The sequence below is a fragment of the Vicinamibacterales bacterium genome (genome assembly GCA_036012125.1).
Lineage (GTDB): Bacteria > Acidobacteriota > Vicinamibacteria > Vicinamibacterales > UBA823 > UBA11600.
Genome location: DASCOS010000005.1, coordinates 1 through 12652, shown reverse-complemented (window position 1 = coordinate 12652; position 12652 = coordinate 1). Strand labels below are relative to the sequence as shown.

Genomic DNA, 12652 nt, shown 5'->3' with positions numbered 1-12652 from the left:
GTCGATGAACCGCGATCAGCTCGCGAAATACCAGCTGAAACCCCACAAGGCCAGTAAGACCAACGCCTCGACGACTAACACCGCCATGTAAGTGCGCGTCATTGGTCGTGCTGAGTTAGCCGCAGTCAGTAACCCATCCGTGTGGGTTGGGGAGGGAAAGTTGCTCATAGGACCCTACTCCGGTCACGCACCGTATTCAGCCAGTGTCACCAGATGCGCGCATTAATTCAGTACTGGAACACAAAAACAACTGTTTCGCACCCACTGCAAAAGCCTAAGTTGCATATTCCGGTGCGAACGGCAGGAAGCAGTATACCCTTGCCTCATCGTGGTCACTGCCCCTTACACACAGTCGGAAAACTGGGAAAATTTATATTACTTTGCAGGGCGTTATCCTACGTAGTAGGTGGGCCAAGAAGAGGCCGGTGACACTCATGACGGAGAACCACTCCCGACAGCACCTTCTGGCCAGCACGGCTATCTTAGGGTTAGTCGTTGCTCTAGGTTGGCAATTCGGCGGATATTTTCCGGCTTTTGTGGCTTGGGTCGAAAGTGGGGGTGTATGGGGGCCGATTGTATTCGTCGTCGCGTATGCCATCGCAACGGTCGCTTTTATCCCCGGCTCGCTATTGACCCTCGCAGCGGGTGCCATCTTTGGTCTCGTCAATGGCACGGTGCTCGTATTGGTCGGCGCCACAATTGGTTCAGCTAGCGCTTTTCTGTTTTCCCGGCACGTCGCTAGGGCGGCAATCGAACGACGGTTAGCACGCTATCCTCGTTGCGTCGAGTTAGACAGCATCGTGGGAGACGAGGGTTTCAAGATTGTTCTCTTACTCCGGCTGTCCCTAATATTCCCCTTCAACCTGCTCAACTACGCCCTAGGTCTGACCCGCGTCCGTTTCCGGGACTACGTTCTGGCGTCCGTGGGTATGCTCCCTGGCACCCTCCTTTATACCTACTACGGGAAACTTGCTGGCGACGTGGCCATGCTAGCTGGCGACGGCCCGGCCGAAGGAACGACTTATTACTACTTAGTCCTGGTGCTAGGACTGGCCGCAATGATCCTTTTAACCAGACTAATTACACGCATCGCTTCCCGGGCCCTCCACCTAGGCACGGGCAAGTAGGTATCGTTTCTACTGACTATTCGTAGACCCGACCATTTCTGTCCTTGCGCCCCCCCCTCGCCTCCATATAGAATTCCGTGCTTGATGGCCTGCGGGCCGAATCGGCCGGCTAACAACCAGCCTCTACTCGCGATCACGACCCAGGACGCCGCACGACACAGAAAGGAAGCACGACGTTGGACAACGTGACGACAGCCGGGCACGCGCACACGGAACATGAGCACGAACTAGGTTTCTGGCAGAAATACTTCTTCTCCCAGGACCATAAGGTGATCGGCATCCAATACGCCTTCACCGCGCTTCTGTTTATGAGTCTCGGCTTCACGCTGATGATAATTATGCGCTGGCAACTCGCCTTCCCCGGCCAGCCCATCCCCTACATTGGCGGTTGGTTTGGTGACGCCAACGCGCCGGGCGGCATCATGCTGCCTGAGTTCTACAACCAACTGGGTGCGATGCACGGCACGATTATGGTCTTTCTTGGCGTCGTGCCGCTGGCAGTCGGCGGGTTCGGAAATTACGTAGTGCCGCTCCAAATTGGCGCGCCCGACATGGCGTTTCCTCGCCTGAACATGGCGAGCTACTGGGTGTACTTCCTCGGTGGCGTGGTGATGTTGGTGAGCTTCTTCGTGCCTGGGGGCGCTGCCAACTCAGGCTGGACGGCTTATGTCCCGTTGGCTGTGATCGCGACCCAAGGCCAGACGTGGTGGTTGTTCGGAATGGCATGCCTGATCACCTCGTCACTGCTTGGCGCGATCAACTTCATCGTCACAATCGTGCAGCTACGCGCGCCCGGCCTCACGTGGATGCGGCTGCCAATCTTTGTATGGGCCCAGCTCGTGACAGCCTTTCTGCTGTTGCTCGCTTTCCCGCCACTCGAAGCAGCCGCATTCCTACAACTCATGGACCGGCTCGCCGGTACAAGCTTCTTCCTGTCGAGCGGGCTGGTGGTGAGCGGTCAGGTTCTCGAGGTTAGTGGCGGCGGTAGCGCCTTGTTGTGGCAGCACCTTTTCTGGTTCCTGGGGCACCCGGAGGTGTATGTCCTGATTCTTCCGGCGATGGGCACCGTGGCCGAAATCCTCGCCAACAACACGCGGAAGCCGCTTTGGGGCTACCGGGCGATGGTCTATTCGATGATCTTCCTCGGCTTCATGTCGTTTATCGTCTGGGCACACCACATGTGGCTCACCGGCATGGGCACGTCCATCAGTACGTTCTTCCAGACAACGACGATGATCATCTCCATTCCGTCGGTGGTCATTTTATCGGCACTGGCCGTTTCACTGTATGGAGGCTCGATCCGGTTCACAACGCCGATGCTATTTGCGCTGGCGTTTTTGCCGATGTTCGGCATCGGGGGGCTGACCGGGCTACCGCTGGGCCTCGCCGCGTCAGACATCCATCTGCACGACACCCTCTATGTCGTCGGACACTTCCACTACGTCGTGGCACCCGGCACCATCTTCGCGTTGTTTGCGGGCATCTATCACTGGTACCCAAAGGTCACCGGCCGAAAAATGAACGACCTGCTCGGGAAAATCCACTTCTGGGGCTCACTCATCTTCATGAATGGCATCTTTTGGCCGATGCTCATCCAGGGATTGGCAGGGATGAATCGACGAATGTACGACGGCGGCATTGGGTATCAGCACGTGCAAGATGTCTTGCATTGGAACAATCTGATGTCATTCTCCGCCTGGGGACTCGCGCTTTTCCAGGTCTTCTTCATCATTAACTTCTTCAGAAGCATTCGGAACGGGGAGAAGACGAACGACAACCCGTGGAAGGCGACCACCCTTGAGTGGCAGACCCCAACACCGCCGCCACACGGCAATTTCCTTTCACCGCCCGAAGTGCACCGCGGGCCGTACGAGTACAGTGTGCCCGGCGCAGTAACCGACTTCACGCCGCAGGGCCAACGCTCGCAGCCAGGGGAGTAGACATCGCGATGGAGATTCCGTATACCGTCGACACCCGGGCCGATACCGGGCTGAATAACGTTAAGCTTGGTATCTGGCTGTTCTTGGCGTCTGAGGTCATGCTCTTCGGCGGCCTCTTCTCGTCCTACGTCCTCCTGCGAGTCGGTGCGGAACCTGGAACGTGGCCTCAAGGGGCGGAGATCCTGAGCGTCCCGCTCGCGACCTTCAACACTGTTGTGCTGATCAGTTCGTCGATGACGATGGTCATGGCGTGGGCGTCGCTTAAGTTGCGGGACCTGTTTAAATACAGGCTATACATGGGCGCCACCGTTGCTCTCGCGCTCATCTTCCTAATCGTTAAGGTGTTCGAATACGCCGACAAGTTCTCGCATCAGTTGTATCCGTCTGAAAGCACCTTCTTGGGCATCTATTTCTTAATCACCGGCCTGCACGGTCTGCACATCGTGGGTGGAGTTGTCGTCAATAGCTATTTCCTGCTGCCAGGCGTTAAGATGTGGCACACGGCACCGGAGCGCTTCACGAACCGGATTGAGGCGGCCGGACTCTACTGGCATTTCGTTGACCTGGTGTGGATCTTCCTGTTTCCGGTGCTCTACCTGCTGTAATGGACTGGTTGGGTTGCGCCTGACGCCTGGACGCTGACGAAGAGGAAACGAATGAGCATGGATTCCGCTGAAGACATCAAGAAGCACGTCACGGTCTACATCATGGTATTCGTCGCCTTAATGGTCCTGACGGTCATCACGGTCAGCGTCGCCTCCCTCTCCTTGGCAATTCCGCTGGCGTTTGCTCTAGCACTCGTCATCGCCACGGTTAAGGGGTCGCTGGTGGCGAGTTGCTTCATGCACCTGGTGTCTGAGAAGTCGCCGATCTACTGGACGTTGATGTTGACGGCAGTCTTCTTCGTCGCGCTGATGTTCCTGCCGTTGCTGACGATGCTAGACGGCATCGCCCGATAGGGGGTGTTGATGTCCCTGAGAGCTGTTCACATTCTGTTCATCGTCGCCTCGATTGTGCTGGCACTCTTCATGGGCGGCTGGGGCATTGTGATGTTCCGGTCGCCGCTGGGGTCGGGCGGGCACTTGACGACAGGAGTGGTCTCGTGTCTTGTCGCGGCGGTCTTGAGCATCTACGCCGTCGGCTTCGTCCGCAAGACGCGGCGAACCGGCATCGAGTGACGGACGTGATGATGCAAAAGGTAAAACGCTCGGCGATGCGCACGCGCGCCTGTCACGTACTGACTGTGTTCGCCGCGGTGCTCTTGGTAGCTGACAATTCGTCGGCTTGGGCTTGCGCGGTGTGTTTCGGCGCCGTTGATTCCCCCATGACGCAGGGAATGAGCATGGCGATTCTCTTCATGCTCGGGATTCTTGCCTGCGTAGCGACAGGATTCGTGATGTTCTTCGTGCGCTTGTTTAAACTGTCACGCACGAGTGTGGGCCGCGACATCCTGGCGCCGCGATCAGTCCGCTCGGAAGGGAGTTATTAGATGGGAGAGCTACTGGGGTTGATGGGAGAGCTACTGGGGTTGCCGGTGCAAGCGTCGGCGCACGCTGGTGAGATCGATCGGCTTATCGAGGAACTGCACTGGCTTATGGGCACCATCTTCGTTGGGTGGAGTGCTTTCTTTCTCTACACCCTGGTTCGTTTTCGGCAGTCCCGGAATCCGAAGGGCGACTACGTAGGCGTGAAGAGCCACACAGCGGCTTATGTTGTAATCGCGGTCGCAGTCCTTGAAGCGGTGACGCTCATCGGTTTCGCGATCCCGGCCTGGGCGAACCGCGTGAACGAATTCCCGCCAGGGGGGGAGTCGACCGTCGTGCGTGTGGTGGCCAAGCAATACGAGTGGCATATCCATTACCCGGGACCTGACGGTCTGTTCGGCCGTAGCGCGATCGACCTGATTACGCCGACCAACGCCATTGGGTTGGACCGTAGTGACCCATCGGCGGTGGATGATCTCGTAACGATTAACCAGCTCAACCTGCCGGTCGATACCCCTGCACTCGTACACCTCTCCACGCAGGACGTCATCCACAGTTTCGGAATTTCGTCCATGCGGGTAAAACAGGACGCAATCCCTGGCCAAGAGATCCCCGTCTGGTTCGAACCGACCATGACCGGTGACTTCGAAATCAACTGCTCCGAGTTGTGCGGGCTAGGGCACTACCGGATGCGTGGATTCGTCAAGATTCAGACCCAAACTGAATTCCAAGCCTGGTTCCAAGAGGAAATGGCGTTTCAGGGCGCAAACTAGAACCTAGCAGTCCGAGACAGAAAAGTTGCGGCACACATTCCACTGTCTATAGTTGCCAGTTGCGTGGCGCAACGCGCGAAGAAGCATTGAGGCCTTTACAACAAAGCTTTGGCGTTTACTCGTGGCTCCACGCTAGCTCGGAATGCCCAACTCAATGCGAAAATCGTAGCTTCGCAGCACCAACTCGCCGACCCGATCTAGCGGCGTTTCTGCGCGAACGGCCACGGCGACCCAACCTGTGCGGGCAAGACGGGTGGATTTGTGCGGTCTGACATAAGACAGACGAAGGACCTCATCCGCCACAAATTCAGGCAGCTTCATCTCGAGTAAGATGATGCGCGGCTTCCGAGTAAGAACGAAAGCTATGCGATCGTTGTATCTGTAGGTAAGTCCGCGGCGCTGCGGCTTTTCACGAATCCCAGGAAAATCGCGTAGTAACTCTTGCAACTGTTCGAATCGCGCAGCCAGCGCCGACTGGTATGGCGTGACCGTTTTCTGTGGTTGCCCGATTTCTGGCTTCATCAGACCAGCTACTCTCCCACGGCGTTCGGGAATCAGAGTTCCAGCCAGCGTAAGCGTAGTGAGTTGGCAATCACTGAGAGCGAACTAAGTGTCATAGCCGCACCGGCCCAAATAGGACTGATGAGTAGTCCCGTGAACGGATACAGAATACCGGCGGCCACGGGCACACCCACGGCGTTGTAAACAAAGGCCAGAAACAGGTTCTGGCGAATGTTACGGAGGGTCCCTCGGCTGAGTCGCCGCGCACGTGCAATCGCTCGGAGGTCACCTTTTACAAGTGTGATCCCAGCCGATTCCATGGCCACATCAGTACCAGTGCCCATCGCAATCCCAACCGTAGCCTCGGCAAGTGCCGGAGCGTCGTTAATGCCGTCGCCGGCCATTGCAACCGTGTGACCATCTGATTGCAGTTCGGCGATGATTTGCCGTTTCGCATCTGGGAGAACACCGGCCCTGAACTCCTTGATGCCCAAAGTAGCAGCAACTGCCTGCGCGGTTAGTGCATTGTCGCCAGTAACCATGACCAACCGAAGGCCATCTTGGCGTAACAGTTCAAGGGCTTCCGGAGTCGACGATTTCACTGGGTCGGTAACACTAAGAAGGCCTACAGCATGACCATTGACCGCTAGGAACATGACCGTTTGACCATTACGCCGAACAGCAGCAGCACGGGCAGACAGCAACCCGATGTCGATCACGCGTTCGGCTAGTAATTCCCGGGTTCCAAGGGCGACTTGTTGACCATTAATTGATCCAGTTACCCCACACCCTGGCACAGCCTGAAAATCAATCGCTGTGGGTAACGATAAGCCATCCATACGTGCCCGCGCCAACACCGCTGAGGCCAAGGGATGCTCACTGGCCTGTTCCAGTGCAGCCGAAAGCCGAACAACCTCAATTTCTGTAAAACCGTTGATTGCATAAACGTCGACAACCTTCGGCCGCCCCTCGGTTAGCGTGCCGGTTTTGTCCACCACTAATGTGTCAACGCGTTCCAGCGCCTCGAGTGCTTCAGCGTTCTTGATAAGAACACCTGCGCTCGCGCCGCGCCCGGTACCCACCATGATCGCCATCGGGGTAGCCAAGCCGAGCGCGCACGGGCACGCGATGATAAGGACGGCGACTGCGCTAACTAGAGCCAGCGCAAAACGAGGTTCTGGCCCCCAGAGTCCCCAGCCGATGAATGCTGCAATTGATACCCCTACCACGCTTGGCACGAAGTACGTAGCCAAGCGGTCCGCAACCCGCTGTATCGGTGCTCGGCTACGCTGAGCGTCGGTCACTGTTCGCACTATCTGTGCTAAAAGCGTGTCACTACCAACTCGTTCCGCGAGCATCGTAAGCGCGCCCGTGCCGTTGATCGTGGCACCGATAAGTAAAGCCTTCGCCGACTTCTCTATTGGAATCGATTCCCCGGTAACCATTGACTCGTCAACGGCGCTCGTCCCATCGACGACCACTCCGTCAACCGGAATCCTCTCACCCGGACGAATCCGTAATAGATCGCCGACCCGCACTGATGAAAGTGGAATGTCTTTCTCACTCCCATCGCGGATCACACGCGCGGTCTTCGGTGTCAGACCGAGTAGTGCACGAATCGCAGCCCCCGTCTGACTGCGTGCCCGCCCCTCAAGCATTTGCCCCAACAAGACGAGCACGGTGATCGCCACCGCTGTATCGAAGTATGGCTCAACACCGGCTTCGCCATGGAATCCATTGGGAAACCACTCCGGCACTACTGTTGCAACAAGGCTATAGAGGTAGGACGACCCGACGCCGAGCGCGATCAGCGTGAACATGTTTGGGCTGACGTTCACAATCGACATCCATGCTCGCTGGTAAAACGGCCAGCCAGCCCAAAGTACAACGGGTGATGCAAGTATCAATTGCAGCCAGTTGTTCATCCGGCTACCGGTAACACCCGACACGCTCAGGTTGAACACCATCTCACCCATGGCTAGTAACAACACCGGCAATCCGAGTGCAACGCCCAACCAAAAACGCCGAGTAATATTGATAGCCTCAGGGTCTGGTGGCGCTTCGACCGTAACAACTAGGGGTTCTAGTGCCATGCCGCATCGCGGACAGGCCCCTGGCCGGTCCTCAGACACCTCAGGGTCCATTGGACAAATGTAGCTACCCGCCGCGGAAACGGCCTCCACTTCCGACTGTTCCCCTAGCGGCTTTAGGTACTGTTCTGGGTCAGAAAGAAACTTATCGCGACAATGGCCGCAGCAGAACCCATAGCGGCTTCCGGCGTACTCAGCAATGTGGGGTGTGGCCGCTAAGTCGACTGACATCCCACAAACAGGATCATGTCCATTCATTGGCATTTCTCACGCACTGGGTCCATCATACTCTGCGGCCGCATCACCTTGCGTGGTTTCCAAGGGCGCCCTGCTCGTGCATCTGCTCACAGGGATGTGTACGATATACATGGGTGAAAGTTGAAAGCAGTTCTCCGCCGTCTATTCGCGCGCAGCCTCGCTAGGCTAGACCTACACGAAGTCCTACACCGACGGGTCGGTCTAACAGGACCGTTCTTGACCGTGGACGATGATGCAATCGATCTCCGCCAAGTCGAACGCATTATCGTGATCGCGATCGGCAAGGCGGCGTCGTCGATGACCGCATCGGTCGCGAAACTCCTAGCTCCGCGAACGTTCGACGGCATCGTCGTCACTACGAACGCGCCTGAAACACCGATTCCTGGCTGTGAGTGGTACATCGGAGGGCATCCGCTACCTAATACGCGCAGCTTTGACGCGGGCGCTGCAGTGATAAATTGCCTCAAGCAGGTAGGCCCTAGGGACCTAGTCATTTATCTGCTTTCAGGAGGAGGCTCCGCGCTCTTCGAACAGCCGATTGACGGGCTCAACTTAGAGGACACTAGAGCGTTGAACAAGTTACTGGTAACCGCTGGACCCGCGATCGCTGACGTCAACGTTATCCGGAAACACGTATCGCGTGTCAAAGGTGGGCAACTGACCGCACTCGCTGGACAGGCACAACAACTGACGTTCTACGTTTCCGACGTGCCCGACAACGACCCCTCACTAATCGCCTCTGGGCCGACTATGCCAGACCCATCAACTGTAGCTGACTGCCACGCAATTCTGAAAAACACGAAGTTATTCGATCAGATGCCGATCGCCGTGAGGAAACTCTTCGAAAATAACCAAGTCCCTGAAACACCGAAGCCGGGATCGCCAGAATTCTCGACAAGCCGATGGTACCGCCTGTTAGGCTCAACCGAAGCGGTAAAGACGCTGGCGGATGAAACGCGGGCCCTCGGGTGGCAAGTAATGATTGATGTTGCAGTGCGTGATAACTGGCCACTTGAGCGCACTGTTGAGCATTTGCTCACGGCGGTCGACCACGTTCGCCAAGCGCACCCACTAAGTCCAGTGGCCATTGTCAACGGAGGTGAGTTTTCTTGCCCGGTCACAAACCCGCTTGGTCTCGGTGGTCGGAATCAGGCGTTTGTTCTGGCTTGCGTACCGCGGATTGCTGGACGGTCGATAGCGGTGCTAAGTGCTGGCACTGATGGAATCGATGGCTCATCCCCAGCTGCAGGTGCCGTTGCTGACGGCGGGTCGCTCTCCCGTGCAGAGAGCACTGGACTCCACCACAACACCTATCTCCGTCGTGCTGACTCCCACCAGTTCTTCGAACAGCTCGGGGACACGATCACCACTGGACCAACTGGCCACAACGTCCGTGATCTCAGGCTGCTTGTCGCTTGGTAGAGTAATTCCACGATCCCGTGCGTTACTTGAATAGATCATCAAAGGCCTGCTTGGCGCTCGATGGACCCCTCTTGGAATGGGTCTGGCGCTCCACAGTCACTCGTGGTTCATAGTAGGTACAGTTGTTCAGGCCATCCTTTGGAGTAATACGGGCTGTCACCGGCTGTGAACATTCAAAGCGACTACTGGGGTCGAACCAAGCACATTGTGCACAAGTGTGCAGTGCTGACCCACACCGAGAACAAGTCGCGCCATCACCAATCGGCTGGTCCAGTAGACCTCCGCATTTCGCGCAGCGGATTACATCGTGAAATCCGGGCATGTTCGGCGCCTTTGGTCTCACCGGAAGTTGGCCGCGAGCCTCCCCGGACTTCGGCTTGGAACCAGAACGTTTAGACCGCGATGGAGATGGTTCGTCGTCTTGGTAGCCGCGTTGCTTATACTTGCGGTCGCTCATCGTCCACCCTTCCTGTTGTCACGGTGAAGCTGTAACACTGATGGGGAAACTAGCTGCAATCTCTATCATCCCGCATCATCGTTTCATTTTTCATGCAACTCAAGTGAGAAATGCCTACGAATTTCTTGATGGTTCTGTCGTGTTTCTGATGTCCCTGGGGTGTAATCTCCGACCAATCCATGACCCGAGGCCTTACGCTAGTCGCCAAAGACGGGATATGATGTCCTGAGTCATTCAATGCCCGTACGGGCTGAGGTGCCCATGATTCCTAGAATGCCGATCGTCGTCGCAGGGGTGTTGCTCTTTTTGGTAGTGCCATTCTTCGCCGGCTTCTACACCGATTGGATTTGGTTTCAGCAGGTCGGTTTCGACCAACTGTTCATTCGCACACTGAGCTCAAAGTTAATCCTCGGTGGTGCTGTCTTTGCAATAGCCTTTAGCGTGCTGCTCGGCGGACTGAGATATGCGCTACGGGACATGACTAAGCCCTACCTGACGCTCGGGGGTGGGCCAGAGGTGCAACCGCTAATCATCGACCGGAAAGGGCTCCAGTTGATCGCGGCCGGAGTGTCCGGGCTCGCCGCGCTGTTCATGGGAGTTTTTGCATCCAGTCAATGGATGGTTTGGCTTCAGTATCAGCACGCCACGCCTTTCGGTGAGGTGGACCCACTGCTCGGCCGGGACATCGCTTTCTATGTGTTCCAACTGCCGTTTCTCGACTTTATTCGGAATCTGCTTGTCAGCGTTGTCGTTCTGAGTCTCGCCAGCGCCACGGCGGCATACATTTTGTCAGGTGCGGTCGGTTTTGAGCCACAAGCTGGTCTCAAGATCAGTCGGGGGGCGCGTCAGCACCTATCGCTACTCATCGCCGCGCTTCTGCTACTACTAGCATGGGGCGCCTCACTTGATGTGCCTCGAACATTATTGACGCCAGCGGGTGTTATCCAAGGCGCGTCCTACGCCGATGTCGAGGCCCGGATACCGATGTTAAAGCTCCTTGTTGCAGTGGCCCTGCTCGGTGCCAGCTTGGCGACCTACCAAGCGTTCTCACCGAAACAGTGGCCGGTGCCGCTTGCAGTTGTCTTGTATATCGCGGTGTCAGCAGGTGGAACTGGTTACGGTGCCCTTATTCAGCGGATCGTTGTCACGCCGAATGAACAAGAAAGGGAAGCACCCTACATCGAGTTCAACGTCGCAGCCACCCGGAAGGCATTTGCGCTCGAGGGGATTGACGCGCGAGAACTTTCCGGCGATGCGACACTTACACGGAGCGACATTGATGCCAATCCTGAAACGATCAACAACGTCAGACTGTGGGATCACGGACCGTTGCTGGACACGTTCGGGCAGATTCAGGCCATCCGCTCGTACTACGATTTTGCTTCGGTCGACAATGACCGCTATGTAATTGACGGCGAATATCGCCAAACCATGCTCTCAAGTCGGGAACTAAACTCAAATAGTCTATCCAACCGCACGTGGCCGAATGAGCGACTGGTGTTCACACACGGATACGGCCTGGCCCTCGGCCCAGTGAATCAGGTCACAGCCGAAGGCCTGCCGGTGCTCTTCCTTAAGGATTTACCGCCGAGCTCGGCAGTGGACCTGTCGATCGAAGAACCGAGTGTCTATTTCGGGGAGCTGGCGAACGACTATGTGATCGTCAATACCAACACACGAGAATTCCACTATCCAGAAGGTGATGACAACGTTTATACCGAATACGTGGGTGATGGCGGCGTCCCAATCGGCGGGCTATTCCACAAGATGTTATTCAGCTTACGGTTCCGCGCGTTCAACGTGCTAATCAGCAGGCAGCTGACACCCGATAGTCGGATCCTCATCCACCGGAATATCAGCGATCGCGTAGAAGCGCTCGCGCCGTTCCTGATGTACGACCGTGATCCGTATATGGTGATTTCAGAAGGCCGGTTGTTCTGGATCATCGATGCCTACACCGTGACCGATAACTATCCGTATTCGACTCAGGCAATTCGGACCCTCAACTATATCCGTAACTCGGTGAAGATCGTCATCGATGCGTATAACGGTACTACTACCTATTATCTAGCTGACGCTGACGACCCAATCGCGGCAACAATCAGCAAGATCTTTCCAGAGTTATTCACACCTCTCGAGACGATGTCGACCGATCTTCGCAGCCATGTCCGTTATCCCCAGGACATCTTCACGCTGCAAACAGCAATGTTCTCGACTTACCATATGACTAATCCGGCAGTCTTTTACAACAAGGAAGACCAGTGGGATGTGCCGGCGATCGAAAGTGACGGACGCACAGCTCAGATGGAGCCGTACTACACCATCATGAAACTGCCGGGCGAGCAGGACGCCGAATTCATTCAGATGCTGCCGTTTACACCACGTCGGAAGAACAATCTTGCAGCGTGGATGGTCGCACGGAGCGACGGAGAACACTACGGCAAACTCATGGTGTTCCAGTTCCCTAAACAGAAGCTCATTTTTGGCCCACAGCAGATCGTCTCTCGAATTAACCAAGACGAAGATATTTCACCACAGCTCACCCTCTGGAACCAGCAGGGTTCGCAGGTAATTCAAGGCACGCTCCTAGTCGTGCCGAT

12 protein-coding genes are annotated in these 12652 nt (G+C 56.3%); 9 read left to right on the top strand and 3 right to left on the bottom strand.

Annotated elements, in window-relative coordinates; all coding sequences use genetic code 11:
* Nucleotides 1-15: 15 nt before the first annotated feature.
* Nucleotides 16-168 (bottom strand): hypothetical protein, encoded by a 153-nt coding sequence (locus QGH09_02470; protein ID HJO17050.1) that lies wholly within the window; start codon nucleotides 166-168, stop codon nucleotides 16-18.
* A 266-nt stretch (nucleotides 169-434) separates the two neighbouring features.
* On the opposite strand from QGH09_02470, the gene QGH09_02465 reads away from it, so the two are divergent.
* From QGH09_02465 to QGH09_02435, 7 genes are all read left to right on the top strand, one after another.
* Nucleotides 435-1127: a TVP38/TMEM64 family protein gene (locus QGH09_02465; GenBank protein HJO17049.1), complete on the top strand. Its 693-nt coding sequence runs from the start codon at nucleotides 435-437 to the stop codon at nucleotides 1125-1127.
* 185 nt (nucleotides 1128-1312) lie between these two features.
* The gene (locus QGH09_02460; protein HJO17048.1) at nucleotides 1313-3067 is read left to right on the top strand and encodes a cbb3-type cytochrome c oxidase subunit I; all 1755 of its coding nucleotides are present in this window, start codon (nucleotides 1313-1315) and stop codon (nucleotides 3065-3067) included.
* An 8-nt stretch (nucleotides 3068-3075) separates the two neighbouring features.
* Nucleotides 3076-3672: a cytochrome c oxidase subunit 3 gene (locus QGH09_02455; GenBank protein HJO17047.1), complete on the top strand. Its 597-nt coding sequence runs from the start codon at nucleotides 3076-3078 to the stop codon at nucleotides 3670-3672.
* Nucleotides 3673-3723: 51 nt separating this feature from the next.
* Nucleotides 3724-4026 carry a cytochrome C oxidase subunit IV family protein gene (locus QGH09_02450; GenBank protein ID HJO17046.1) on the top strand — a complete coding sequence of 101 codons (303 nt, stop codon included), beginning with the start codon at nucleotides 3724-3726 and terminating at the stop codon, nucleotides 4024-4026.
* 9 nt (nucleotides 4027-4035) lie between these two features.
* Complete coding sequence (locus tag QGH09_02445; GenBank protein ID HJO17045.1) at nucleotides 4036-4245, top strand: hypothetical protein; 210 nt, start codon at nucleotides 4036-4038, stop codon at nucleotides 4243-4245.
* An 8-nt stretch (nucleotides 4246-4253) separates the two neighbouring features.
* Entirely contained in the window at nucleotides 4254-4556 is a 303-nt protein-coding gene (locus tag QGH09_02440) for a hypothetical protein (GenBank protein ID HJO17044.1), read from the top strand.
* Nucleotides 4557-5324 (top strand): cytochrome c oxidase subunit II, encoded by a 768-nt coding sequence (locus tag QGH09_02435; protein ID HJO17043.1) that lies wholly within the window; start codon nucleotides 4557-4559, stop codon nucleotides 5322-5324. It abuts the gene before it with no gap.
* A gap of 132 nt (nucleotides 5325-5456) precedes the next feature.
* Here QGH09_02435 and QGH09_02430 read toward each other — a convergent pair whose 3' ends face one another.
* Both QGH09_02430 and QGH09_02425 read right to left on the bottom strand, forming a co-directional pair.
* Nucleotides 5457-5846 carry a hypothetical protein gene (locus tag QGH09_02430; protein ID HJO17042.1) on the bottom strand — a complete coding sequence of 130 codons (390 nt, stop codon included), beginning with the start codon at nucleotides 5844-5846 and terminating at the stop codon, nucleotides 5457-5459.
* Nucleotides 5847-5878: 32 nt separating this feature from the next.
* On the bottom strand, nucleotides 5879-8173 hold the full coding sequence (locus QGH09_02425) for a heavy metal translocating P-type ATPase (GenBank protein ID HJO17041.1): 2295 nt from the start codon (nucleotides 8171-8173) through the stop codon (nucleotides 5879-5881).
* A 120-nt stretch (nucleotides 8174-8293) separates the two neighbouring features.
* Here QGH09_02425 and QGH09_02420 point away from each other — a divergent pair, with 120 nt between their 5' ends.
* Both QGH09_02420 and QGH09_02415 read left to right on the top strand, forming a co-directional pair.
* The gene (locus QGH09_02420; GenBank protein HJO17040.1) at nucleotides 8294-9595 is read left to right on the top strand and encodes a DUF4147 domain-containing protein; all 1302 of its coding nucleotides are present in this window, start codon (nucleotides 8294-8296) and stop codon (nucleotides 9593-9595) included.
* Nucleotides 9596-10289: 694 nt separating this feature from the next.
* Nucleotides 10290-12652: UPF0182 family protein (locus QGH09_02415; protein HJO17039.1), on the top strand; the 2363-nt coding region annotated here is incomplete at its 3' end.